At 42.3% G+C, this 25,597-nt stretch carries 26 protein-coding genes and 2 pseudogenes; 21 read left to right on the top strand and 7 right to left on the bottom strand.

Annotated elements, in window-relative coordinates; all coding sequences use genetic code 11:
* The 9 genes and pseudogenes from D8847_RS08830 to D8847_RS08790 all read left to right on the top strand — a co-directional run.
* Positions 1-428 (top strand): annotated as a pseudogene (locus D8847_RS08830) (SMC family ATPase); the annotation flags it as partial.
* A gap of 148 nt (positions 429-576) precedes the next feature.
* Complete coding sequence (locus D8847_RS08825) at positions 577-840, top strand: type II toxin-antitoxin system RelB/DinJ family antitoxin (RefSeq protein WP_000047858.1); 264 nt, start codon at positions 577-579, stop codon at positions 838-840.
* Positions 833-1,111 carry a type II toxin-antitoxin system YafQ family toxin gene (locus tag D8847_RS08820; protein ID WP_125841311.1) on the top strand — a complete coding sequence of 93 codons (279 nt, stop codon included), beginning with the start codon at positions 833-835 and terminating at the stop codon, positions 1,109-1,111. Before D8847_RS08825 ends, D8847_RS08820 begins: the two co-directional genes overlap by 8 nt.
* A 10-nt stretch (positions 1,112-1,121) precedes the next feature.
* A complete protein-coding gene (locus tag D8847_RS08815) occupies positions 1,122-1,274 on the top strand; it encodes a hypothetical protein (RefSeq protein WP_000776623.1) in 153 nt (50 codons plus the stop codon).
* Positions 1,275-1,295: 21 nt separating this feature from the next.
* Positions 1,296-2,537 carry an aminopeptidase gene (locus D8847_RS08810; protein WP_125841310.1) on the top strand — a complete coding sequence of 414 codons (1,242 nt, stop codon included), beginning with the start codon at positions 1,296-1,298 and terminating at the stop codon, positions 2,535-2,537.
* Positions 2,538-2,546: 9 nt separating this feature from the next.
* Positions 2,547-2,777, top strand: coding sequence for a GlsB/YeaQ/YmgE family stress response membrane protein (locus D8847_RS08805; RefSeq protein ID WP_125841309.1), 231 nt, complete (start codon positions 2,547-2,549; stop codon positions 2,775-2,777).
* Between the two features lie 73 nt (positions 2,778-2,850).
* A complete protein-coding gene (locus D8847_RS08800) occupies positions 2,851-3,573 on the top strand; it encodes a pseudouridine synthase (RefSeq protein ID WP_125841308.1) in 723 nt (240 codons plus the stop codon).
* Positions 3,574-3,683: 110 nt separating this feature from the next.
* Positions 3,684-5,018: an aminopeptidase C gene (gene pepC / locus D8847_RS08795; RefSeq protein ID WP_125841307.1), complete on the top strand. Its 1,335-nt coding sequence runs from the start codon at positions 3,684-3,686 to the stop codon at positions 5,016-5,018.
* A gap of 165 nt (positions 5,019-5,183) precedes the next feature.
* Entirely contained in the window at positions 5,184-7,412 is a 2,229-nt protein-coding gene (locus tag D8847_RS08790; RefSeq protein ID WP_125841306.1) for an HAD-IC family P-type ATPase, read from the top strand.
* A 62-nt stretch (positions 7,413-7,474) separates the two neighbouring features.
* On the opposite strand, the gene D8847_RS08785 is transcribed toward D8847_RS08790, so the two are convergent.
* The 4 genes from D8847_RS08785 to D8847_RS08770 all read right to left on the bottom strand — a co-directional run bounded on the left by D8847_RS08785 (position 7,475) and on the right by D8847_RS08770 (position 11,371).
* Complete coding sequence (locus D8847_RS08785) at positions 7,475-8,386, bottom strand: PTS system mannose/fructose/sorbose family transporter subunit IID (RefSeq protein ID WP_000818319.1); 912 nt, start codon at positions 8,384-8,386, stop codon at positions 7,475-7,477.
* A 14-nt stretch (positions 8,387-8,400) separates the two neighbouring features.
* Entirely contained in the window at positions 8,401-9,213 is an 813-nt protein-coding gene (locus tag D8847_RS08780) for a PTS mannose/fructose/sorbose transporter subunit IIC (protein WP_001280326.1), read from the bottom strand.
* Between the two features lie 74 nt (positions 9,214-9,287).
* The gene (locus D8847_RS08775; protein ID WP_000021989.1) at positions 9,288-10,277 is read right to left on the bottom strand and encodes a PTS sugar transporter subunit IIB; all 990 of its coding nucleotides are present in this window, start codon (positions 10,275-10,277) and stop codon (positions 9,288-9,290) included.
* 281 nt (positions 10,278-10,558) lie between these two features.
* Complete coding sequence (locus tag D8847_RS08770; protein WP_125841305.1) at positions 10,559-11,371, bottom strand: Cof-type HAD-IIB family hydrolase; 813 nt, start codon at positions 11,369-11,371, stop codon at positions 10,559-10,561.
* 190 nt (positions 11,372-11,561) lie between these two features.
* On the opposite strand from D8847_RS08770, the gene D8847_RS08765 reads away from it, so the two are divergent.
* From D8847_RS08765 to D8847_RS08735, 7 genes are all read left to right on the top strand, one after another.
* Positions 11,562-12,980, top strand: a complete 1,419-nt coding sequence (locus D8847_RS08765) for an NCS2 family permease (protein ID WP_125841304.1) — start codon at positions 11,562-11,564, stop codon at positions 12,978-12,980.
* Positions 12,981-13,034: 54 nt separating this feature from the next.
* Positions 13,035-13,742: a CPBP family intramembrane glutamic endopeptidase gene (locus D8847_RS08760; protein ID WP_125841303.1), complete on the top strand. Its 708-nt coding sequence runs from the start codon at positions 13,035-13,037 to the stop codon at positions 13,740-13,742.
* A 76-nt stretch (positions 13,743-13,818) separates the two neighbouring features.
* On the top strand, positions 13,819-14,793 hold the full coding sequence (folP, locus tag D8847_RS08755) for a dihydropteroate synthase (RefSeq protein ID WP_185757949.1): 975 nt from the start codon (positions 13,819-13,821) through the stop codon (positions 14,791-14,793).
* 1 nt (position 14,794) lies between these two features.
* Positions 14,795-16,117 carry a bifunctional folylpolyglutamate synthase/dihydrofolate synthase gene (locus D8847_RS08750; protein ID WP_125841302.1) on the top strand — a complete coding sequence of 441 codons (1,323 nt, stop codon included), beginning with the start codon at positions 14,795-14,797 and terminating at the stop codon, positions 16,115-16,117.
* On the top strand, positions 16,098-16,652 hold the full coding sequence (gene folE / locus D8847_RS08745; RefSeq protein ID WP_000380931.1) for a GTP cyclohydrolase I FolE: 555 nt from the start codon (positions 16,098-16,100) through the stop codon (positions 16,650-16,652). Before D8847_RS08750 ends, folE begins: the two co-directional genes overlap by 20 nt.
* Positions 16,653-16,800: 148 nt before the next feature.
* On the top strand, positions 16,801-17,622 hold the full coding sequence (gene folK, locus D8847_RS08740; protein WP_125841301.1) for a 2-amino-4-hydroxy-6-hydroxymethyldihydropteridine diphosphokinase: 822 nt from the start codon (positions 16,801-16,803) through the stop codon (positions 17,620-17,622).
* Positions 17,615-18,898 carry a DUF308 domain-containing protein gene (locus D8847_RS08735; RefSeq protein WP_125841300.1) on the top strand — a complete coding sequence of 428 codons (1,284 nt, stop codon included), beginning with the start codon at positions 17,615-17,617 and terminating at the stop codon, positions 18,896-18,898. The genes folK and D8847_RS08735 overlap by 8 nt, the downstream gene beginning before the upstream one ends.
* Before the next feature lie 50 nt (positions 18,899-18,948).
* Here D8847_RS08735 and D8847_RS08730 read toward each other — a convergent pair whose 3' ends face one another.
* Positions 18,949-19,266, bottom strand: coding sequence for a DUF960 domain-containing protein (locus tag D8847_RS08730; RefSeq protein WP_125841299.1), 318 nt, complete (start codon positions 19,264-19,266; stop codon positions 18,949-18,951).
* A gap of 209 nt (positions 19,267-19,475) precedes the next feature.
* Between D8847_RS08730 and ccpA the strand changes: the two genes are divergently transcribed.
* Positions 19,476-20,486 carry a catabolite control protein A gene (gene ccpA / locus D8847_RS08725; RefSeq protein WP_125841298.1) on the top strand — a complete coding sequence of 337 codons (1,011 nt, stop codon included), beginning with the start codon at positions 19,476-19,478 and terminating at the stop codon, positions 20,484-20,486.
* Between the two features lie 53 nt (positions 20,487-20,539).
* Here the strand turns inward: ccpA and D8847_RS08720 are convergent, their stop codons facing one another.
* Positions 20,540-21,502: an asparaginase gene (locus tag D8847_RS08720; RefSeq protein ID WP_125841297.1), complete on the bottom strand. Its 963-nt coding sequence runs from the start codon at positions 21,500-21,502 to the stop codon at positions 20,540-20,542.
* 65 nt (positions 21,503-21,567) lie between these two features.
* Between D8847_RS08720 and D8847_RS08715 the strand changes: the two genes are divergently transcribed.
* Positions 21,568-22,962 carry a Cof-type HAD-IIB family hydrolase gene (locus tag D8847_RS08715; RefSeq protein ID WP_125841296.1) on the top strand — a complete coding sequence of 465 codons (1,395 nt, stop codon included), beginning with the start codon at positions 21,568-21,570 and terminating at the stop codon, positions 22,960-22,962.
* Between the two features lie 32 nt (positions 22,963-22,994).
* On the opposite strand, the gene D8847_RS08710 is transcribed toward D8847_RS08715, so the two are convergent.
* The gene (locus tag D8847_RS08710) at positions 22,995-23,447 is read right to left on the bottom strand and encodes a universal stress protein (RefSeq protein ID WP_000079164.1); all 453 of its coding nucleotides are present in this window, start codon (positions 23,445-23,447) and stop codon (positions 22,995-22,997) included.
* Positions 23,448-23,693: 246 nt separating this feature from the next.
* Between D8847_RS08710 and D8847_RS08705 the strand changes: the two genes are divergently transcribed.
* The 3 genes and pseudogenes from D8847_RS08705 to D8847_RS08695 all read left to right on the top strand — a co-directional run.
* Entirely contained in the window at positions 23,694-24,908 is a 1,215-nt protein-coding gene (locus D8847_RS08705) for a pyridoxal phosphate-dependent aminotransferase (protein WP_007522424.1), read from the top strand.
* Between the two features lie 144 nt (positions 24,909-25,052).
* A complete protein-coding gene (rpmH, locus tag D8847_RS08700) occupies positions 25,053-25,187 on the top strand; it encodes a 50S ribosomal protein L34 (RefSeq protein WP_000831902.1) in 135 nt (44 codons plus the stop codon).
* Between the two features lie 284 nt (positions 25,188-25,471).
* Positions 25,472-25,597 (top strand): annotated as a pseudogene (locus D8847_RS08695) (ISL3 family transposase); the annotation flags it as partial.

The following is a 25,597-nucleotide window of genomic DNA, read 5'->3' as shown; positions in this document are numbered from 1 at the left end:
AAATGTTACAAAATTATCAACAAGGTATGGGGATTTTCTTAACACACAAGAAAACAACGAATAGTGATAATGGAAAGATAGCAATTATTAGATTTAAATCCGATACTAATAATGATCATGATGCAATTAATCAACTAAGTACAGGTCAGTTAGCGGTTGTTTCACTAGCATTTACTCTTTCATTGAATACGATGTTTAAACTATCTGATAATTTGAATTTCTTAATGATAGATGATCCAGTTCAAGACATGGATGCTATGAATGTACTATCTTTTATTGAAATTTTACGTCATGGAATTATAGATAAGTATCAGATCATTTTATCAACTTATAGCGATTTTAATGCTTTGTTCATGGGTTATAAATTTGCAAATTCAAATTCGGAAGTAAATATAAAATATGAAAATGTTAGTGACTTGCACGGATAATATATAAACTTCTTATTCTTTGTCTTGTTTTCTCTGTGAATCTTTTAGACTATCCTAATAATCAATGTTAAGAAAGCTAATGTATATCTAATTGATTTACATAAGCCTTCTTTTTTGTTAAAATAATAAATAGAAAGAAGGTGAGAATATGTCAAAGACGAGCATGAGTATTCGTTTGGATAGTGAGGTTAAGGAGCAGGCCCAACAGGTTTTTAATCATTTAGGAATGGATATGACAACAGCTATCAATATTTTCCTTCGTCAGGCAATTCAATATCAGGGTTTGCCTTTTGATGTTAGGCTTGATGAGAATCGGAAATTGCTCCAAGTATTAACAGATTTAGACCAAAATCGTAATATGAGTCAGTCTTTTGAATCAGTCTCAGACTTGATGGAGGACTTGCGTGCTTAAGATTCGTTACCATAAACAGTTTAAAAAAGATTTTAAGTTGGCTATGAAGCGTGGGTTGAAGGCAGAATTATTAGAAGAAGTATTGAATTTTCTAGTTCAAGAAAAAGAACTTCCTGCTAGATACCGCGATCATCAATTAACGGCATCTAAGCATTTTCAAGGAGTTCGTGAGTGTCATATTCGGCCGGATTGGCTTTTGGTTTACAAAGTAGATAAGGACGAATTGATTTTAAACTTGCTGAGGACAGGAAGTCATAGTGATTTATTTTAAGGAGTTCAAGATGAAACTTAGGATTTTTGCGGAAGATAAGCCTGCTGAGAAGGTGTTTGAGTATCAATTAGACCTTGCTGATCAGACAATTCTTCTATCAACAGCACTCTTGTCAGGTGCCATTGCTTTAGCAGGATTATTCTCTGCTTTGAAAGAAAAATAAAAATAGAAAAGAGAAAACAACATGGTTTTACCAAATTTTAAAGAAAATCTAGAAAAATATGCGAAATTGTTGGTTGCGAACGGAATCAATGTGCAACCTGGTCACACTTTGGCTCTCTCTATCGATGTGGAGCAACGTGAGTTGGCGCATTTGATCGTCAAAGAAGCTTATGCTTTGGGTGCACATGAGGTGATCGTTCAGTGGACAGATGATGTCATCAACCGTGAGAAATTCCTCCACGCTCCGATAGAGCGCCTGGACAATGTGCCAGAATACAAGATTGCTGAGATGAACTATCTTTTAGAGAACAAAGCTAGCCGTCTTGGGGTTCGTTCTTCTGATCCAGGTGCCTTGAACGGTGTGGACGCTGACAAGCTTTCAGCTTCTGCTAAAGCGATGGGACTTGCCATGAAGCCAATGCGTATCGCAACTCAATCCAACAAGGTTAGCTGGACAGTGGCGGCCGCTGCTGGACTTGAGTGGGCTAAGAAAGTCTTTCCAAATGCTGCGAGCGATGAAGAAGCAGTTGATCTCCTTTGGGACCAAATCTTCAAAACTTGCCGTGTCTACGAAGCAAATCCCGTTAAGGCTTGGGAAGAACATGCAGCCATCCTCAAGAGCAAGGCAGATATGCTTAATAAGGAGCAATTTTCAGCCCTTCATTATACAGCACCAGGGACAGATTTGACACTTGGTTTGCCAAAGAACCACGTTTGGGAATCGGCTGGTGCTGTCAATGCACAGGGAGAAGGGTTCTTGCCAAATATGCCGACAGAGGAAGTCTTCACAGCGCCTGACTTCCGTCGTGCAGATGGCTATGTCACTTCTACAAAACCACTTAGCTATAACGGAAATATCATTGAGGGAATTAAAGTAACCTTTAAGAATGGAGAAATAGTAGATATCACTGCTGAGAAGGGTGATCAGGTCATGAAAGACCTTGTCTTTGAAAATGCGGGTGCGCGTGCCTTGGGTGAATGTGCCTTGGTGCCAGATCCAAGCCCAATTTCTCAGTCAGGTATTACCTTCTTCAACACCCTTTTCGATGAAAATGCCTCAAACCACTTGGCTATCGGTGCAGCATATGCAACTAGCGTCATCGGTGGAGCAGAGATGAGCGAAGAAGAGCTTGAAGCTGCAGGACTTAACCGTTCAGATGTTCACGTGGACTTTATGATTGGTTCGAATCTAATGGATATCGATGGTATCCGTGAGGATGGCACACGCGTACCACTCTTCCGTAATGGAGACTGGGCAAATTAAGGAGAAGCTATGATTGGAAGCATGTTTGTTGGCCTTTTAATCGGACTATTAGCTGGAGCTATCACCAATCGTGGAGAACGTATGGGATGCTTTGGGAAGATGTTTCTCGGTTGGATTGGTGCCTTTCTAGGACAATTACTCTTTGGTGCTTGGGGGCCAAGCTTAAACGGTACAGCCATTATTCCAGCAGTTCTCGGTGCCATGATTGTCTTAGCTATCTTCTGGGACAGAGGAAGTTAGCTTTCCGACTCTGAAAAGGAAAGGAGGTTGGTCACTTGGGCTAGCCTCCTTTTGAGTATGATATAATAGTTTTATGAGATTAGATAAATTTTTAGTTGCCTGCGCTGTGGGAAGCCGGACAGAGGTCAAAAACTTGCTCAAGTCTGGGCGCGTGACGGTAAATGGTAAAAAAGAAAAATCAGCAAAGCTGCAAATAAATGAAGAAAAAGATGAGATTCACTTTGATGGTCAAGTGCTAGAGTACGAGGAGTTTGTTTACTACATGATGAACAAGCCCCAAGGAGTCATTTCGGCGACTGAAGATCCCAAGCATANAACTGTTTTAGACTTGTTAGATGACTATGCTCGCGCCAAGGAAGTCTTTCCAGTGGGGCGCTTGGATATCGATACGCATGGTCTCCTACTTTTGACCAATGACGGCAAACTAGCTCATGCTCTTCTTTCACCTAAGCATCATGTGGATAAGACCTATCTGGCGCAAGTCAAGGGCATCATGAGCCAAGAAGACGTGGAGACATTTGCTAAGGGGATTCCGCTCAAGGACTTTACCTGCCAGCCGGCTAAGCTGGAGATTGTGTCGGTAGATTCAGTAAAGAATCAAAGTCTGGTTCGTGTGACCATTGCTGAAGGGAAGTTCCATCAAGTCAAGCGTATGGTGGCCTACTGTGGCAAGGAAGTGGTGGACCTACAACGTTTGACTATGGGAACTTTAGCCTTGGGCGAGAATTTAGAACGAGGAGAATGGCGTCGCCTGACCAAGGAGGAGTTAGAGGTTCTCCTTGCGAGTATTGTTTAATTTGATTTACGCTAGAAAAGGTGAGGAGAATGTCCTTGCCTTTTTAAGTTTTTCAGTTGCTTCCTTTGTGAAAAGAGTTATAATAGACAGTAGAATAAAAGGAGGAATCTATGAACGCGATTCAAGAATCATTTACGGATCAACTATTTGCCAACTATGAAGCAAATGTAAAATACCAAGCTATCGAAAATGCTGCTAGCCATAACGGAATTTTTGCAGCCCTAGAACGTCGTCAAAGCCATGTTGACAACACACCTGTTTTCTCATTGGATTTGACCAAGGACAAGGTGACCAATCAGAAGGCCTCTGGTCGTTGCTGGATGTTTGCGGCCCTTAACACCTTCCGTCATAAACTCATCTCTCAGTATAAATTGGAGAACTTTGAGTTGTCCCAGGCTCACACCTTCTTCTGGGACAAGTATGAGAAATCAAACTGGTTCTTGGAACAAGTCATTGCGACTGCAGACCAAGACTTGACGAGCCGCAAGGTTAGCTTCCTACTCCAAACTCCACAACAAGACGGTGGACAGTGGGATATGGTCGTGGCCCTCTTTGAGAAATACGGTGTCGTTCCTAAGTCTGTTTATCCTGAGTCTGTTTCATCTAGCAGCAGCCGTGAGCTCAATGCCATCCTTAACAAATTGCTTCGCCAAGATGCTCAAATCTTGCGTGACTTGCTCGCTTCTGGTGCAGACCAAGCGACTGTTCAAGCTAAGAAAGAAGACCTCTTGCAAGAAATCTTTAACTTCCTTGCTATGTCACTAGGTCTTCCACCACGTAAATTTGACTTTGCTTATCGCGATAAGGATGATAACTACCAAAGCGAAAAGGGTATCACACCACAAGAGTTTTACAAGAAATATGTCAATCTTCCTCTAGAAGACTATGTTTCTGTTATCAATGCTCCAACTGCTGACAAGCCTTACGGCAAATCTTACACAGTTGAGATGTTGGGAAATGTGGTTGGTAGCCGTGCAGTTCGCTACATCAACGTTCCTATGGAGCGCTTGAAAGAATTGGCGATTGCCCAAATGCAAACAGGTGAGACTGTTTGGTTTGGTTCAGATGTCGGCCAGCTTAGCAACCGCAAAGCTGGAATCCTTGCGACAGATGTTTATGACTTTGAATCAAGTATGGATATTCAACTCACTCAAGACAAGGCTGGACGTTTGGACTACAGCGAAAGCTTGATGACTCACGCCATGGTCTTGACAGGTGTGGACTTGGACGAAAATGGCAAGTCAACCAAGTGGAAGGTTGAAAACTCTTGGGGAGATAAGGTTGGTACAGATGGGTACTTTGTTGCCTCAGACGCTTGGATGGACGAATACACATACCAAATCGTTGTTCGTAAAGAATTATTAACAGTAGAAGAACGAGCTGCTTATGAAGCAGAACCAATCGTGTTAGCACCATGGGATCCAATGGGTGCCTTGGCAGAATAAAGCATAAAGAAAAGAGGTTAGGGAAATCCTAGCTTCTTTTTTTAGTCCTTCTTAAAGTGGGGATAAATGATGCTTGCCAAGGGAGTTCTTCTTATTTTGAGTCTTTAAGTGACAGAGAAAAAGATATGTGTTACTATAGTAGTACAAAAGGATATTGGAGTAGAAATGAAGTATTTAAGCAGTCAAGACATCAAGGATCGTCAACGAAATATCAGCGACATTAAACCCTATAAAACAACCAAGGAAATCGTCGTTTCAAATATCTTTACCTTCTTTAATGCCATGAACTTGGCTCTGGCAGTTCTGGTAGCCACAACCTTGCGATTTGAAAATATGCTCTTTTTAGGTGTGATTGCTATTAATACAGCCATTGGGATTTTCCAAGAAGTGCGTTCAAAAAATGCCTTGGAAAAGCTAAGTTTGCTTGGTAAAAGTAAGTACAAAGTCAATCGAGATGGTCAAACGATTGAGATTGATCCAGAGGACATCGTTCTGGGTGAGTATCTGCATCTTAATCTGGGTGATCAGGTGCCTGTCGATGCAGAAGTCCTTGAAGGGAATATTGAAGTGGATGAGTCCTTGCTGACAGGTGAGAGTGATTCGGTCTTTAAAACTGTTGGTGACCAGCTGATGAGCGGAAGCAATGTCGTTAGCGGCACGTGTCTAGTCACGGCGACGGCTGTGGGTCCAGATAGTTATATCAATAAACTCGCAAAATCCAGCAAGGAATTCAAAAAATATCCTTCTCAACTGCGCGATTACATGGATAAGATTTTAAAAATCGTCTCTATCTTGCTGGTTCCAGTTGCGATTCTGCTTTATGTCAGAGGTTTTAGTCTAGGGCGGACTTATGTTGAGATTGTCTTGGGAAGTTCTGGTGCCCTGGTCGGCATGATTCCGGAGGGGTTGATTCTCCTGGTCAGTGTATCCCTTGCGGTAGCGGCCATGAAGCTGGCTAAAAAGAAGGTTCTGGTACAGGAGCTATACTGTGTGGAGACCTTGGCGCGTGTAGATGTTCTTTGTTTTGATAAGACGGGAACTATCACGACGGGGAATATGAAGGTCCAAGAAATGGATGCTAATGTGTCAGAGAAACTATCTTCTTATCTGGCTTATTTCGAGGATGAAAATGCAACTTCCCGAGCTCTGAAGACTTACTTAACCTGTGAGAAAAAGTGGGAAGTTCAAGAAGTCGGTGCCTTTTCAAGTAAAAACAAGTATTCCTTTGTCCAAGTAAAAGAGGGTGGGACCTATTTCTTCGGAGCCTATGAGTTTCTGGGCTTTACCCAGCCGATGGATGCCTACTATGAGCATCTGAAACAGCAAGGTTTTCGAATCTTAACACTCGCTCATAGCAAGGACCAGATTACGAGTCCAGCTAATATGGAACTACTAGGCCACGTCGTTTTGTCAGATGAGATTAAGGACAATACCAAGGAAACCTTTGACTATTTCGAATCTCAAGGTGTTGAAGTGAAGATCATCAGCGGTGATAATCATGTGGCTGTATATGGGGTGGCTCGTAAGGCAGGATTTAAGGAAGAAGCGCGAGCTATTGATATGACCAAGGTGAGCGATGATGACTTTGAAAGAGTGGTCTTGGAACACGAAATATTTGGACGTGTGACACCTGAACAGAAGCAAAAGATGGTATCTATTTTGCAAAATGCTGGTAAAACAGTTGCCATGAGTGGTGATGGAGTCAATGATGTTCTGGCTCTCAAGAAAGCAGATATTAGTTTTGCCATGAAGGGGGCTACTAGCGCAGCTAAAAGTGTCTCCAATATTGTTTTTCTCACTGATGACTTTGCAGTATTTTATGATATCTTGATGGAAGGACGCCGGGTCATCAATAACATCCAAAAGGTAGCCTCTCTCTTTCTAACAAAGACCTTCTTCTCCATCGTGTTTGCCATTTTGAGTGTGGTATTTGGTTTGGAATTTGCCTTTATCCCTATTCAGTTTACAATCATTTCAGCCATTACGATTGGGATTCCATCTTTCTTCCTAACTTTTGAGTCCAATAAAGAAAAGGTCAGCACACATTTTATGCGAGATATTTTGACCAATGCTGCTATTGGTGGTGGCATTCTAGTCGCTAGTGTACTCTTGACAAACTTCTTTATCACTGTCCAAGGTCAGGTCAAATTTATTTGCTTCCTCCTTGCTTTGATCAATGGTCTGTGTCTAGTTTCCAAGGTCAGCATTCCCTTTAATCGATACAAACTAGTCTTGCTCGTACTTTTGAGCCTTGCCGCCCTTGTAGGAGTGCTTGCCAACACCTTTATCTTGCGAGGAACTTTTGTACCTCTAGAAACCAGCCAAGTCGTCTATGTAGCCATCCTAGCAGTGGTGATTGGAGGCTTGCATTATCTGACTAGAAGAAAAAATTGATACACAAAAAGAATCAGGTTTATTACCTGATTCTTTTTTATCTATATTCTCGATGGCTTGGATTACATGATACCGAAGAAACGAGCTGCAATACCTACTGCAAAGAGAGCAAGGATGATTGCGATTGGTGATACCTTTTTCTTAAGCAACCACATGCAGAGGAAAGTAAGGAGAAGTCCCATCAATCCTGGGATCAATGAGTTCAACTGACCTTGAAGTGTTTGAGGTTGAACGCTATCCAAACTCAAACCACTAAGAGCCTGACCAAGAATTCCCTTCAATTCTCCACCTGTTACAGGCCCTTCTGGGAAGTTGATGTAGGCACCTTCAGCCAATTGTTTACCAGGAAGGTTAACAGTAAAGTTGATAGATACCCAACGTTGTACAAGAACGGCAAGGATGAACATACCAAGGATAGATGCTCCTTTGGTGATATCTTTCAAGATACCACCAGACATGTCTTTAGTGATTTCAGATCCAGCTTTGTAACCGAACTCTTGTGTATACCATAGGAAGGCCATACGGATAGCATTCCATCCAAAGAAGAAGAGAAGGGGACCAACAATGTTACCAGATGCAGCAAGTGATGCACCAAGGGCTCCAAGGATAGGACGAACTGTAAACCAGAATACTGGGTCACCGATACCAGCAAGAGGTCCCATCATACCGATTTTAACCCCTTGGATAGCCGCGTCGTCGATTTCAACACCATTAGCGCGCTCTTCTTCAAGTGCAAGAGTAACCCCCATGATTGGAGCAGCGACGTATGGGTGAGTGTTGAAGAACTCAAGGTGACGCTCAAGAGCAGCCGCTTGGTCTTCTTTTTTAGTGTACAATTTTTTGATAGCTGGGATCAAAGAGTAAGCCCAACCCAAGTTTTGCATACGTTCGTAGTTCCAAGAACCTTGAAGGAATTGTGAACGCCACCAAACTTTTTGACGATCTGATTTTGATAATTGAATTTTTTCAGCCATGATTGTTCCCCTTTCTAGTAGTCTTCTAGGATATCACCGATTGGGTCGTTAGAAGTCGCAGCTCCGCCGCCACCGTTACCACCTTGTTTTGTAAGGTTAAGGTAGATGAAGGCAAGGGCAACACCGATGACACCAAGGGCAATCAAAGTCAATTGAGAGATTGCTGCAAGAGCAAAACCGATAGCGAAGAATGGCCATACTTCACGAGTTGCCATCATGTTGATAACCATAGCGTAACCAACGGCAACGACCATAGCACCACCTACAGCCATACCACCATTCAACCATTCTGGCATTAGGCCAAGAGCGTCTTGAACAGCAGAAGCAGGGATAGCGATAAGGAAGGCTGCAGGGATAGCGATACGAAGACCTTGAAGAACAAGGGCAAAGTAGTGAGCGCGTTCAACAGCCGCAATATTTCCTTCTTTTGCAGCTGCGTCAGCTGAGTGAACCAAGGCAACTGAGATTGTACGAACAATCATTGTCAAGAAAAGTCCAGCTACGGCAAGAGGGATAGCTGTGGCTGTTGCGACGGCGATACCTTCAGTAGTAAAGTTACCACCTTTGATCAAGATGATCGCTGCGGCAACAGATGCAAGAGCAGCGTCAGGAGCTACGGCAGCTCCGATGTTAGCCCAACCAAGGGCGATCATTTGAAGAGATCCACCAAGCATAACACCTGCTTCGAGGTTACCTGTTACAAGTCCGATAAGGGTACATGCGACGATTGGTTGATGGAATTGGAATTGGTCGAGGATACCTTCAAGACCTGCAAGGAAGGCAACAACTACAACCAAGATAGCAGAAATGATTGAAATATCTGACATGGTTTTATTCCTTTTCTATTTAGTTTTAATAAAGTATTTAATCCTGTTTTCAAAAATGATAAAACAGATTAAAATTATTGGACGTTTGCTTTCTTAATCAAGTCAAACAAATCTTTTTTCGTGTCGTTTGGTACTTTACGTACATCAAATTCAACACCGAGGTCACGCATTTTTTCAAATGTTGCAACATCATCTTTGTCCATAGACAAAACGTTGTTAATCATTGTTTTACCTGTTGAGTGGGCCATAGAACCAACGTTAAGGGTCTTGATTGGCACGCCACCTTCGATGGCACGAAGGGCATCTTGAGGTGTTTCAAACAAGATAAGAGCATGTGTGTTACCAAAACGAGGATCTTTTGCAACCTCAATCAATTTTTTGATTGGGACAACGTTGGCTTTTACTCCGTTAGGAGCTGCTTGTTTGATCAATTCTTTACGCAATTCGTCGTTTGCAACGTTATCTGAAGCAACGATGATACGATCTGCTTTTGAATCTGGTGTCCAAGCAGTTGCGACTTGTCCGTGAAGAAGACGTGTGTCAAGACGCGCAAGATTGATTTTCAATTTACCGTCTCCGATAACAGTTCCTTCTGGAATAGCAGCTTGGGCAACTGGAGCAGCCGCAGCACTAGCCCCTTCCTCAACTGGATTGAGCTCTTCTGGAAGAGCCTTGATGCCATCTTTGGCTTCTTTAATGATATTCGCAGCGACTTTATCCACACCTGCAGTAGCGTCCATAAGGCGCTCAGTGTAGGCTTGGATCAACATCGGCAAGTTAAGCCCTGTGATGATGGCAAACTTACGCTCAGGATTTTCTCCCATCACGCGGCTAGCTTGGTTGAACGGAGATCCACTCCAAAGGTCAGCCAATACTAGAACCTCATCTTCTGCGTCAAATGCAGCCACAGCGTTGTTGAATTTAGCGTAAAGGTCATCTGGACCTTCATTTGGCATAAAGGTTACAACTTGAACCTTTTCTTGTTCACCAAAGATCATAGATCCTGACTGATGAATACCCGCAGCAAATTCGCCGTGGCTCGCAATAATGATTCCGATACTCATTATTGTCATTCCTCCTTTTAAAATGTTTGACTTATAGGTTTCCTAAAAAACCTCAGACGTACCTAGTATAAATCGTTTTCATATAAAAATCAACTACTTTTTCGAAAATTGTAAAAGTTTTCAATGAAAATAGGCTTACAAAATGTTAATATATAAATAATTTCAAAAAATATATGAAAATTGCAATAGAAAATTTAATATAAAAATACTGAAAATGAGTGACCTTCATGAAAATAGAATGAAATAAAAAGGAAAGATTGCTATTCTGCAATCTTTCCTTTTTATAGGAATAAATTTTGTAAAGCGTGGGCAACTCCGTCTTCTTCGTTTGTCAGAGGAAGCTGTTCGTCTGCATATGGAAGGAGAGCAGGATTGGCGTTTTTCATAGCATATCCCTTGCCTGCAAATGCTAACATTTCCGTATCGTTATGCTCATCACCAAAGGCGATTAAGTCTTTTTTATCACGATTCATAACATTGAGCAAGTACTCTAGAGCAAAGGCTTTGTTTACCCCCTTGGGTGTACATTCGAGGATGTTGAGAGGGCCACCCCAGGTATTGATAGCTAGTTGATGCTGATAAAAACGATTCATCTCGTCCGCTAGAGCGTATTTGTCCTCAACCCTTGTTTGCAAGAGAATGCAGTTAGGATTCTTGGTTACTCGTTCGGGTTTGAATTGATTTTCCGGTTGGAAGTTCTCTACGCCAAATAGTTTAGGGTCCGCAATTTCTTCATTCGGAGCTGTAATGTAAAATTTCTTACGGTATTCTCCTGCAATAAAGTCGGCCTGAATATCCTCTTTACGTTTGACCATATCTAGGAGATATTTTTTGTCCAAGGTTAAGCATCTTTCGTGCTCCCAAGCCTGTCCTGGTAGATGGGTGAGGGAACCATTAAAGTTAATCATAGGAGTATGTAGCTCTAGTTCGCGGTAGAAGTCTTTTGCCATGCGATACGGGCGCCCCGTCGTGATGATGACATGGTGTCCTTTTTCTGAAATTTTTTTGATTGTCTCTTTGGTAAAATCGGAGAGCTTGCTTTCGCTATTCAGCAGGGTTCCGTCCAAATCGACTGCGATAATTTTTTTAGTCATATAAACCTTCCTAGTCGTTTCCAGATAAGATGTCTACTATTATATCAAAAAGAAAGAAGAAAAGCAGACTCGAGATAAAAAACAAAAATTGTTCCAATTTGGTAAATAAACCAAATAAACATATTGAAAAGGTGAATGATAAGTGGTATAATAATAATATTGTTCGTAAAAAAACAAAAGGAGATTCATAATGGATAAACTATTTAAACTAAAAGAGAACGGGACGGACGTTCGTACGGAGGTTCTCGCTGGTTTAACAACTTTCTTTGCAATGAGTTACATTCTCTTTGTGAACCCACAAATGCTTGCGCAGACAGGGATGCCTGCTCAAGGTGTTTTCCTAGCAACAATTATTGGTGCAGTAGCTGGTACCCTGATGATGGCCTTCTATGCGAACCTGCCATACGCTCAAGCACCAGGTATGGGACTCAATGCCTTCTTTACCTTTACAGTCGTATTTGGACTTGGTTATTCATGGCAAGAGGCCTTGGCTATGGTCTTTATCTGTGGAATTATTTCACTAATCATTACCTTAACAAATGTTCGTAAAATGATTATTGAATCCATTCCCAATGCGCTTCGTTCGGCTATTTCAGCAGGTATCGGTGTCTTCCTTGCCTATGTAGGGATTAAGAATGCTGGTCTTTTGAAATTCTCTATTGATCCAGGAAGTTATACAGTTGCTGGTGAGGGTGCTGATAAGGCCCAAGCAGCCATTACAGCAAACTCTTCAGCAGTTCCAGGTCTGGTTAGCTTTAATAATCCAGCTGTTTTAGTAGCTATTGCAGGTTTGGCGATTACGATTTTCTTTGTTATTAAGGGTATCAAGGGAGGAATTATTCTTTCTATCCTAACAACGACAGTTCTTGCTATCGCTGTTGGTTTGGTTGATATATCAAGCATTGATTTTTCTAATAACCATGTGGGTGCAGCCTTTGAAGATTTGAAGACAATCTTTGGTGCAGCACTTGGCTCACAAGGATTGGGTGCTTTAATCTCAGACACTGCTCGTCTACCGGAAACACTTATGGCTATTCTGGCCTTCTCGTTGACAGATATTTTTGACACAATTGGTACCTTGATTGGTACAGGTGAAAAAGTCGGTATCGTAGCGACAAATGGTGAAAATCACCAATCAGATAAGTTGGATAAGGCTCTTTACTCTGACTTGATTGGTACTTCAATTGGTGCTATCGCAGGTACTTCAAACGTAACGACTTATGTTGAGTCTGCTGCTGGTATTGGTGCAGGTGGACGTACTGGATTAACTGCCTTGGTGGTTGCGGTTTGTTTTGCAATTTCAAGTTTCTTTAGTCCACTTTTGGCAATTGTTCCATCAGCTGCAACAGCTCCAATTTTGATCATCGTCGGAATCATGATGCTTTCTAACTTGAAAAATATCCCTTGGGATGATATGGCTGAAGCGGTTCCTGCCTTCTTCACATCTATCTTTATGGGATTCAGCTACTCTATCACACAAGGGATTGCTGTTGGTTTCTTGACATATACCTTGACAAAAGTTATCAAAGGTCAAGCCAAGGATGTGCACGTGATGATTTGGATTTTGGATGCCTTGTTTATCCTTAACTATATCAGTATGGCGCTATAAATGGTATAATAGTAGAAAAGGGGTTATCCCCCTTTTACTATAAGGAGGTATATCATGAAAGAAAAGACGATCTGGCGAGAGGTTTGGGACAGAGGGATGTGGATCCTCATCCTTTTAGCAGCTTTTGTCCTATCACAATTTCCTTTAGGGTTATCCGCTTGGTTGACTTCTAAACAATTTCCGCTTTTGCAGTCAGGACTCTTAGTTGGTGCTTTGTCTATTGTCGTTTTGGTAGTATTCATCATTGGTGCGCGGAAAACAAAGCTTGCTACCTTTGATCTATCCTTTTTTAAGGCTAAGGACCTAGCTCGCTTGGTATTGAGCTATCTAGTAATCTTTGCTACTAATTTGTTGGGCTCAGCTTTGCTTCGCATGATGAATGAAACAACGACGAGTAATCAATCAACGCTGAATGGTTTGGTTCAGAATAGTTCCTTGATTTCTACCTTCTTCTTGATTGTATTGGTTGCGCCGATTTGTGAAGAAATTTTGTGTCGTGGAATTATTCCAAAAAAGATCTTCCGTGGAAAAGAAAAACTTGGTTTTGTTGTTGGTGCAATCGTCTTTGCCTTGCTCCATATGCCAACCAATTTACCTTCTGTGATTATTTATGGAGGAATGTCAACGGTTTTGACTTGGACAGCCTATAAGACTGAGCGCTTGGAGATGTCCATTTTGCTTCATATGATTCTCAATGGTATTGCATTTTGTTTGTTGGCCTTATTGGTATTGATTAGTAGAAATCTAGGTCTATCATTCTAAACCATTGACCTACTTGGAAAAGATGAATACTAACGTGTCCATCTTTTTTCTTTTTATGGTAAAATAGAGGGATAATATGGTAGAGAACCTTAAGGAAGTGACCGTTATGTCCAATAAAGTCAACCACGTAAAAACAGCCATTTGTGGCATTATCAATGTAACCCCAGATTCTTTTTCAGATGGTGGTCAATTTTTTGCTCTTGACCAAGCGCTCCAGCAAGCTCGTAAATTGATAGCTGAAGGAGCGAGCATGCTAGATATCGGTGGGGAATCGACTCGCCCGGGTAGTAGCTATGTTGAGATAGAAGAGGAAATCCAGCGTGTTGTTCCAGTGATCAAAGCGATTCGTGAGGAAAGTGATGTCCTCATTTCCGTCGATACATGGAAAAGTCAGGTGGCAGAAGCTGCCTTGGCTGCTGGTGCCAATCTGGTAAATGACATTACGGGTCTCATGGGAGATGAGAAAATGGCGGATGTGGTTGCTAAGGTTGGTGCGAAAGTAGTCATCATGTTTAATCCAGTCATGGCGCGACCTCAGCACCCTAGTTCGCTCATATTTCCTCATTTTGGTTTTGGGCAAGCTTTTACAGAGGAAGAGTTAGCTGACTTTGAAAAAATGCCAATTGAAGACTTGATGGAGGCTTTCTTTGAACGAGCACTAGTGAGAGCGAATCAAGCTGGTATTGCACAAGAAAATATCATGTTGGATCCAGGAATTGGCTTTGGTCTGACCAAGAAAGAAAATCTCCTTCTTCTACGTGATCTGGATAAACTACACCAGCAAGGCTATCCAATTTTTCTTGGAGTTTCGCGTAAGCGATTTGTCATCAATATCCTAGAAGAAAATGGTTTTGAAGTCAATCCTGAGACGGAAGTCGGTTTCCGCAATCGGGACACAGCTTCGGCTCATGTAACCAGTATCGCTGCGAGACAGGGTGTGGAAGTAGTGCGCGTGCATGACGCAGCCAGTCATAGGATGGCGGTTGAAATTGCGTCAGCCATTCGTTTGGCAGATGATGCGGAAAATCTAGATTTAAAACAATATAAGTAAGATGAACGAAATTCAAAACAATCAATGGATTGCCCACTACCGGACCGACCAACCGCATTTCGGTTTGGAACGAATGGTAGAACTCCTAGCTTTACGAGGCAATCCCCATCTCAAACTTAAGGTCATCCATATTGGAGGGACCAATGGCAAGGGGTCTACCATTGCTTTTTTGAAAAAGATGCTGGAAAAGCTAGGTCTAAGAGTTGGTGTGTTCAGCTCGCCCTATCTCATTCATTATACAGACCAGATTAGCATCAATGGGGAATCCATTCCAGAAGCGAGGCTGGAGGCCCTCATGGCAGAATATCAGTCTTTGCTTGAGGGGGAGAGGAGCGTTGCATTACAAGGAACGACTGAGTTTGAGATTATCACAGCCCTTGCCTATGATTACTTTGCCTCAGAACAAGTAGATGTGGCTATCGTGGAAGTCGGCATGGGTGGTCTTTTGGATAGTACTAATGTCTGCCAGCCAATTTTAACAGGAATTACGACCATTGGACTGGATCATGTGGCCCTACTTGGTGACAGCTTGGAAGCCATAGCAGAGCAGAAGGCTGGTATTATCAAACAAGGTATTCCATTAGTGACAGGTCATATTGTTCCTGAAGCCTTGGCTGTGATTGACTACATTGCAGAAGCTAAAAATGCGCCTAGACTTGCCTATGGGAAAGATTATCAGGTTCGTCATCAAGAAAGTGTGGTAACAGGCGAAATCTTTGATTATACCAGTTCTGTCAGACAAGGTCGCTTTCAGACTGGTTTGCTTGGTTTGCACCAGATAGAAAATGCAGGGATGGCGCTTGCCCTCCTAGACACTTATTGCCAGGAGACTGGGCGGGAGTTGGCAAGTAATGCCTTGGTTGCTCAAACTTTGAAAGAAACCAGATGGCCAGGGCGTTTGGAGGTCTTGTCTAGCGACCCATTGTTGCTTTTGGATGGGGCCCACAATCCTCATGCTATCAAGGCCTTGTTGGCAACCTTGCAAGAACGCTTTGCGGATTATCATAAGGAAATCCTCTTTACCTGCATCAAAACCAAGGCCTTGGACGATATGCTGGATTTGCTAGGGGAAATGCCAGATACCGAGCTTACCTTGACACATTTTGATGATAGTCGGGCAACTGATGAAAACGTGCTGAAAGAGACAGCAAAGTCTAGAAATCTCAATTACCAAAGTTGGCAGGATTTTCTAGAACAGAAATTGACAGATAAAAATGAAGAGAAACAAACAGTTAGGATTGTCACGGGTTCCTTGTATTTCTTGAGCCAAGTGAGAGCCTATCTGATGGAGAGGAAGAACGAGAATGGATACACAAAAGATTGAAACGGCTGTAAAAATGATTATCGAGGCTGTTGGTGAGGACGCTAACCGCGAGGGCTTGCAGGAAACACCTGCTCGTGTAGCCCGTATGTACCAAGAGATTTTTTCAGGTCTTGGACAAACTGCTGAGGAACACCTGTCAAAATCCTTTGAGATTATCGACGATAATATGGTAGTGGAAAAGGATATTTTTTTCCACACCATGTGTGAGCACCACTTCTTGCCCTTTTATGGGAGAGCGCACATTGCCTACATTCCAGATGGCCGTGTGGCAGGCTTGTCCAAGCTAGCCCGTACGGTTGAAGTTTATTCTAAAAAACCACAGATTCAAGAACGGTTGAATATTGAAGTGGCCGATGCCTTGATGGACTATCTGGGGGCTAAGGGAGCCTTTGTTGTTATTGAAGCAGAACATATGTGTATGAGCATGCGTGGTGTCAGAAAACCAGGCACTGCAACCTTGACGACAGTAGCGCGTGGTTTGTTTGAAACAGATAAGGACCTCAGAGATCAGGCTTATCGTCTAATGGGACTATAATACTCTTCGAAAATCAAATTCAAACCACGTCAGCTTCACCTTGCCGTACTCAAGTACAGCCTGCGGCTAGCTTCCTAGTTTGCACTTTGATTTTCATTGAGTATAAAAAGAATCCGCTTCATGCGGATTTTTCTAGAAAGGACTAGTTATGGATCAACTGCAGATTAAAGATTTGGAAATTTTTGCCTATCATGGTCTTTTTCCTAGTGAGAAGGAATTGGGGCAGAAGTTTGTTATTTCCGCAAGCTTATCCTATGATATGACTAAGGCAGCGACTGAGTTAGATTTAGCTTCTTCTGTCCATTACGGAGAACTGTGTCAGCAGTGGACGACTTGGTTTCAGGAAAGCACTGAGGACTTGATTGAAACGGTAGCTTACAAACTAGTTGAACGTACCTTTGAGACCTATCCTCTTGTCCAAGAGATTGAGTTGGAACTAAAAAAACCTTGGGCGCCAGTTCATTTACCGTTGGATACCTGCTCGGTGACCATTCACCGTCGTAAGCAACGGGCCTTTATCGCTCTAGGAAGCAATATGGGGGACAAGCAAGCAAACTTGGAACAAGCCATTGACAAACTGCGAGCTCGAGGTATCCATATTCTCAAAGAGTCCAGTATCTTGACGACGGAACCTTGGGGTGGTGTGGAACAGGATAGTTTTGCCAATCAGGTGATTGAAGTAGAAACCTGGCTACCAGCACCAGTCTTGTTAGAAACATTATTAGTCATTGAGTCAGAAATGGGACGAGTGAGAGAAGTGCATTGGGGGCCTCGTTTGATTGATTTGGACTTGCTCTTTGTGGAGGACCAGGTCATTTACACAGACGACCTCATCTTGCCTCATCCTTATCTAGCAGAACGCCTCTTTGTTCTTGAACCGTTAGTGGAAATAGCTCCCCATTTTATCCATCCAATCTTAAAACAACCAATTCGATACTTGGTTGACCAGTTGGAGCAAGGAAATGCCTAAGCTTTCCGAGACCTACAGCAAGTGGAAGAGTATCGGGGAGGGACTACTTGCTATTGTTTTAGGGCTTCTCTTGATTCGTTTTGGACAAGTTATTCCGCGAATGGGGTACCAGTTGCTGATGGGCTACTTTTCCTTGTCAGCAGTTTGGCACTTGTTGACTCGCTGGTTTCAAGATAAAAAACGTCGGGAAAATATCTTTGTAACTCTGGCCAAGCTGGTGGTTGCGGCTCTGGTGTTTGACTCTATCATCTTGCAAGACCTTGCCCTCTATCTCCTGGTTTTTATCATTGCGAGCTACCAGCTGTTTACGGGTGGCATTAGTCTTGTGACCTGGTCTCTCTATCGAAAAAATGCCATTCATCCTCGGCTCCATCATCTCTTCGATGCTGTATGGATGATAGGATTCGGTCTTTATAGCATCTCTCCTTTTCACGATGCAGCGAATTTTGAATTGCTCTTGCTTGGATTTTACTTGCTCATGCTAGGGGCTAGTAGCCTTCGGGATGGTTTCTTTTTTGAAAAGATAGAAAATAATCCCAAGCTAAAACGACGAATGCGAATGACCTTGCCGATCTTTGTGACGGCTCTGATTCCTATCAGCACCTTGCGAAAACTAAATGAGTGGCTGGCAAATAATGAAAGCCAAGAAGGGGAAGTTCATTCAGAAAGAAAAAACGACCAGACAGTTGATCTGGAAATTTTTATCCATACATCTGAAACCTCTTTCTTCCTCGCCATGGGACATGTGGATATTTGTTATCAGGGGAAGGTTATTTCCTATGGTTCGTATGATCCTCACTCGGAGCGTTTATTCGGCATGGTTGGAGACGGTGTTTTGTTTAAAGCCAATCGGGAAAAATACATCGAGCTCTGTAAGAGGGAAAGCCAGAAGACCTTGTTTGCTTATGGTCTGAGTTTGACGGATCAACAGAAAGCTGCTATCCAAGCGCGTTTAGCGGAGATAGAAGACCTGTTAATTCCTTGGGAGCCGAGCTCTCAGTTGATGAAAAGAAGAGAGGGAGAGGTCAAGCATACCTACTCCTACCAACTGAAAGAGGAAGCGGATGCGACCCTTTATAAATTCAGCTCATCCAAGTTTAAGACCTACTTTGTTCTCAGTACCAATTGTGTTTTGCTGGCAGACTCTATCGTAGGAAAAGCTGGGACTGATATATTGAGTCCCCAAGGTTTCATTGTGCCAGGGACTTATCAGGATTACCTTGACTTAGAGTATACAAAACCAAACGGTCTGGTTGTCAGTCGTTCTATTTATTAGAAAAAGAAAACTCTAGTTCCTCAGCAGTTTGCTCTGAGAAGCTAGAGTTTTTAAAATAGGTCATTTTCTTCTGGAAGGAGGATGGTTTCTCTGCCGTCCAAGTCTAAAATAAGGACCCTAGGAGGGTAAAGCGGATCGAAAGGATGACTGAAATCAAAATCGATGCTAGTCGGAAGGTGCTGGCTAGAAAAATGGAAGGTGATGGTCCCCTTATTGTTGAGCAGTTGAAACTCAAGCTCTTCTTCTAATTCAAAGACATTTTTCAGGAAATGATCGATAATATACCATAAAGAGTCAATGACATCGTCAGGCAGGCTGGTCACAACACCAAAACTAGCAGAACGTCTCTGAGTATTTGTAAAAGCCATAAGAGTTCCCCTCCCCCTTTTATTTTTCCTTATCATACAGCAAAATATCTCAAAAATCAAGAAATCGTACTCGCCTTTTCAAAATGAGAATGAAGAATGAAATTTTTTCAAAGTTTCTCCTAAAAATACTTGAAAGTGTTTACAATAAGTGATAAAATGGGGTAAGTAGATGCGTGAAAGCGAAATTTTCATTATAGAAAGGAAACGGAATGAACACAGATGATACAGTAACGATTTATGACGTTGCCCGTGAAGCAGGAGTTTCAATGGCAACGGTTAGCCGTGTCGTTAATGGCAACAAGAATGTTAAAGAGAACACTCGAAAAAAAGTCCTAGAAGTGATTGATCGCTTGGACTATCGTCCAAATGCGGTAGCACGTGGTTTGGCTAGCAAGAAAACAACGACAGTCGGAGTTGTGATTCCTAACATTACCAATGGTTATTTCTCAACGCTTGCTAAGGGAATTGACGACATTGCTGAAATGTACAAGTATAACATTGTCCTAGCAAATAGTGATGAGGATGATGAAAAGGAAGTTTCAGTGGTTAACACTCTCTTTTCAAAACAAGTCGATGGGATTATCTTTATGGGCTATCACTTGACTGAAAAGATTCGTTCAGAATTCTCTCGTTCACGGACACCGGTTGTTCTTGCCGGTACTGTGGATGTAGAACACCAACTTCCAAGTGTGAATATTGACTACAAACAAGCAACGATTGATGCCGTGAGCTACCTTCTCAAAGAAAACGAGAAAATTGCTTTTGTGAGTGGACCACTCGTCGATGATATCAATGGCAAGGTTCGTTTGATTGGTTACAAGGAAGCCTTGAAAAAAGCTGGACATTCTTATAGCGAGGGATTGGTCTTTGAATCAAAATACAGCTATGATGATGGTTATTCCTTGGCAGAACGCTTGATTTCATCACAAGCTACAGCCGCAGTTGTAACAGGCGATGAATTGGCAGCAGGTGTCCTAAATGGTTTGGCTGACCACGGTGTGTCTGTGCCAGAAGAGTTTGAAATCATTACGACAGATGACTCTCAGATTGCACGATTCACTCGTCCAAACTTGACTACTATTGCCCAACCTCTTTATGACCTAGGCGCTATCAGTATGCGTATGTTGACTAAGATTATGCATAAGGAAGAATTGGAAGAACGTGAAGTTCTCTTACCTCATGGTTTGACAGAACGCCGCTCCACACGAAAACGTAAATAGAAAAAATCAGGGAATCGCGAAGATTTCCTGATTTTGCGTTCTAGAGAAGAGGATTAGCCTTCCATATAGTCTTTTAAGGCTTGCCCTTTTAGTCCAGCATTAAGGGCAATTAATAATTTGAGGCGCGCTTTTTGAGCGTTGAGTTCTTTGACAAAGAAAACACCAGCTCGTTGCAACTGCACCCCTCCACCTTGGTAGGAGTAGACAGGTTCAGCAATACCGTTAAAACATCGTGAGACCAAGGCAACTGGGATTCCTTTTTGGAGGAGATTTTCCAACTTTTGAGCTGTTTCTTTGGGAACATTGCCTGCTCCAAAAGCCTGAATGACTAAGCCATCCAGCTGTTCCAAGTCCAACATATCGATCAGCTCGTCTGTCATACCGGCATAGGCTGAGATGATGGGAACTAGACCTTGAATATGCTCGAGATCAAACCGGACACGAGGTTCAGCCGTTTTAAAGTAGAGGATTTCTTGCTTCATGATAAGGCCAAGTGGTCCATGTGTTGGGGTTTGAAAGGTGCTGACGTTGGTCGTATGAGTTTTGGTAACATACTTGGCTGCGTGGATCTCGTCGTTCATGACGACCAGCACACCCTTGTCGGCTGCTTTATCATCACTGGCAACTCGCAAAGCGCTCAGATAGTTATAAACACCATCGCTACCAAGTTCGTTTGAACTACGCATGGCCCCTGTTAGAATGATGGGGATGGGCGGAATTTTCATGGTATCAAGGAAGTAAGCTGTTTCTTCTAAGGTATCTGTACCATGTGTGATGACAACTCCATCGTAGTTATCAGCTTCCTCTTTAATCTTATGATAGAGTGCAAGCATATGCTTGGGTTTGATATGAGGGCTTGGCAGATTAAAAAAGTCTAGGGCATGAACCTCAATCCCTTCAAGTGGATTGGAAACATGGTTCATGGGATTGTCCTGGCTAGTTACAACGGCACCAGTGGCGTCTGCTTGCATGGAAATGGTCCCACCTGTATGCAAAACAAGGATTTTCTTAGGCATGATTTACTCACTCTTTCTGAAATGTGGTATAATCATTGTAACACAAAAGGGGAGAATGGGATAGGATGGAAGTCAAGGCTGTTTTTTTTGATATCGATGGAACGCTAGTCAACGATCGCAAGAGTGTTTTGAAATCCACTAAGGACGCGATTAAGATTGTCAAAGAGCAAGGGGTACTTGTTGGAGTAGCGACAGGACGAGGGCCGTTTTTTGTCAAGGAATTGATGGAAGACTTGGACTTGGATTTTGCGGTGACCTACAATGGCCAATACATTTTTAATAAAGAAAAGGTGCTCTTTGCAAGTCCGATTGCTAAGTCAAGCCTGCGTCAACTGATTGCTTATGCTAAAAAGGAGCGTAAAGAAATCGCCCTTGGAACCGAGTATGCCGTTGTTGGTTCGAAAATTATGTCATTTGGTCTCGGCTCCTTTTCCCAACTGGTTAGTCGTTTTATTCCGACTGTGCTAACAAGAACCGTTAGTCGCTCTTTTAATCGGATGGTCAGCAAGGCAGTTCCTCAAAAGGAAGACGACTTGCTTAACTTGATTAATCAACCCATTTATCAAGTTTTGATGCTGATGACGCCAGAAGAGTCTGAGAAGGCAGCAGCTGATTTTGAAGATTTGAAATTAACTCGAAGCAATCCTTTTGCCGCAGATATCATTAACCAAGGAAATTCCAAACTAGAAGGCATTCGCCGAGTAGGAAAAGAATATGGCTTTGATCTCAATCAAGTCATGGCCTTTGGTGATTCAGATAACGACCTGGAAATGTTAGCAGGTGTCGGTATGTCAGTCGCTATGGGAAATGGCAGTAGCAGTGCCAAAGAGGTTGCTAAACACATTACGGCAAGTAATCAACAAGATGGCATCCACAAGGCGCTCGAGCACTTTGGTGTTTTGGCTTCAGAAAAAGTGTTTGTCAGTCGGGACTATCACTTTAATAAAGTCAAGACCTTCCACCACATGATGGATGAACGAACTCAAGAAGAGCCACAGGCATGGGATGTTGAAGGTGCAACCCACCGCGCAGACTTTAAAATTGAAGAATTAGTAGAGTTTGTCCGCGCTGCAAGTTCTTCAGAGGAAGAATTTCAAAACTCCCTTGTAAGCATGCATGAGGCACTTGATAAGGCGGCAGAGAAAGTGGCGAAAAAAACACCTGCGAAGCAAAACCAGGTCGGTCAAGTGGATGCTTTGATCGACACACTGTATTTTACATACGGTAGTTTTGTTTTGATGGGAGTGGATCCAGAACGCATTTTTGATATTGTTCATGAAGCGAATATGGGGAAGGTTTTCCCTGATGGAAAAGCTCATTTTGACCCAGTTACACACAAAATTTTAAAACCAGATGACTGGGAAGAAAAATATGCTCCAGAACCTGCCATTAAACAGGAGCTACAACGTCAGCTTAAGGCTTATGAGCGACATAAAGAAAGAAATAGAAATAATAAGTAACAAAAAGGAGCCTCAGGCTCCTTTTCTTACTATTACAATGTTTTTTCACTTTCTCTCACGACCAGCAAATCAACTTTTGCATGGCGGAGAATGTATTCAGATGAAGAACCGACTAAGAGGCGTTCAAAGGCATTGAGACCTGTAGCACCAACTAAAATCAAGTCAACATTTTCTGCGTCTGGAATCGTCCGAGCGAGGAGAGTTTTGGGATTTCCCATCTCGATGACGATGTGGATATCAGTTAAACCAGCATCTTTTGCACGCTTTTCGTACTCTTTCATCATACTTTCAGCATCGGCTTGGAGTTCTTCGTAAACTTCAGCATCAAAGGTAGATACGCTTTGAAGAGCGCGTGTGTCAATAACATGGACAATGGTGAGCTTGGATTCATTGCGTAGAGCAGTGTAAACACCTTTGACGAAAGCCAAGTCCGCTTCTTTAGAACCATCAATTGCGACCATAACATTTTGGTAACGTTGTGCCATAATGAAACCTCCTGAAATTTTCTTACTTTTATTGTAACCCTTTTCACTAAAGAAGTAAAGTAAAAATCATATTTTAAACCATATTGTTGGTCATAGACTTAGTGCGTATATAGAAATAAAAGAAAAGAGAATTGGTGAGGGTTCTCTTTGTCAGTGCTTTTTCTTTTGCTTCCTTGTTTATGGAAGCTTGTCGCAGCGACTTTCTAGTGGTATAATGTTACTATCCTGACGAATTGAGGAAAAAAGATGAAAGAATTTAACAAATCCAGCAAGCTAGAGCATGTTGCTTATGATATCCGTGGTCCTGTTTTAGAAGAAGCCATGCGTATGCGAGCAAATGGAGAAAAGATTTTACGCCTGAATACAGGGAATCCAGCAGAATTTGGCTTTACAGCACCAGATGAGGTCATTCATGATCTGATTATGAATGCGCGTGATAGCGAAGGGTACTCTGATTCTAAAGGGATTTTCTCAGCCCGTAAGGCTATCATGCAGTATTGCCAACTGAAGAAATTCCCAAATGTGGATATTGATGATATTTACCTTGGAAATGGTGTCAGTGAGCTGATTGTCATGTCCATGCAGGGGCTTTTGGACAATGGAGATGAGGTCTTGGTGCCCATGCCAGACTATCCTCTCTGGACAGCCGCGGTCAGCCTAGCTGGGGGAAATGCCGTTCACTATATCTGTGATGAAGCTGCAGAATGGTACCCAGATATTGACGATATTAAGTCAAAAATCACTTCAAATACCAAGGCTATTATTCTCATCAATCCAAATAATCCGACAGGAGCCCTTTATCCCAAGGAACTCTTGTTAGAGATTATCGAGATTGCCCGTCAAAACGACTTGATTATCTTTGCGGATGAAATTTACGACCGTATGGTCATGGACGGTCATGAGCATGTCTCAGTAGCTAGCCTGGCTCCAGATGTCTTCTGCGTCAGCATGAATGGTCTGTCAAAATCTCACCGTATCGCTGGCTTCCGTATAGGATGGATGGTCTTATCAGGACCTAAGACACATGTCAAGGGCTATATTGAAGGGCTCAATATGCTGTCCAACATGCGCCTTTGCTCTAACGTTTTGGCCCAGCAAGTCGTACAAACCTCGCTAGGTGGGCACCAGTCGGTGGACGAATTGCTCCTTCCTGGTGGACGGATCTACGAGCAAAGAAACTTCATTTACAATGCCATTCAAGATATTCCTGGTTTATCTGCTGTTAAACCCAAAGCCGGACTTTATATTTTCCCTAAAATTGACCGCAATATGTATCGCATCGATGATGATGAACAGTTTGTCCTCAATTTCTTGAAGCAAGAGAAGGTTCTCTTGGTTCATGGTCGCGGTTTTAACTGGAAAGAACCAGACCATTTTCGTATTGTTTACCTCCCTCGTATAGATGAATTAGCACAAATCCAAGAAAAGATGACTCGTTTCTTGAAACAGTATCGTAGATAGGGCTTACATGAGAAAANGCTGGAAACATTTGCCTAGAGCTATTGACAAAAGTATCAGAATCAGATAGAATAGTAAAGTATGTTTAGTAACTGATCACTTTATAGCCGGCTAAACGAATACAAAATCTATGAGGAGGTATTCATCGTGAAACGTACTTATCAACCAAGTAAAATTCGTCGTGCGCGCAAACACGGATTCCGTAACCGTATGTCAACTAAAAACGGTCGTCGCGTATTGGCAGCTCGTCGTCGTAAAGGACGCAAAGTTTTGGCTGCATAATCCAAACAAATTTAGCAAAGAAGTCAGTAGGAACTCGAGTCTACTGGCTTTTCTTTTTATCTTAAAGGGTGCATTGTCCACGAAATCGGTCATTTCAGATGGAATTCATGGAATGCTCATTTAAAAGGTCACATACAAAAAACTCAAAACCAGATATAAGTGGCTCTATAATTTCTGTAGTGGGTAAAACCACCATAGGTCTTATGGAGCCTATTTTGCTGTAGAAAAAAAGTCCCATAAGACCTATAATGAAAAGTGACCAAACCATCATTAGAAAGAATCTTATGGAACAATTAAATTTTATCACAAACTTACTCGGAATTAAAGACAAGAACATCATAATCTTGGATTATCTGGATGCTGGAACACATAAAGAAATCATCGCTAAGCTAGATTATCCTGCTCCTAAG

Source organism: Streptococcus mitis (assembly GCF_003942795.1).
Taxonomy (GTDB): Bacteria; Bacillota; Bacilli; order Lactobacillales; family Streptococcaceae; genus Streptococcus; species Streptococcus mitis_BJ.
The sequence above is the reverse complement of the archived record's forward strand: the minus strand, read 5'-3'. Positions and strand labels throughout refer to the sequence as shown.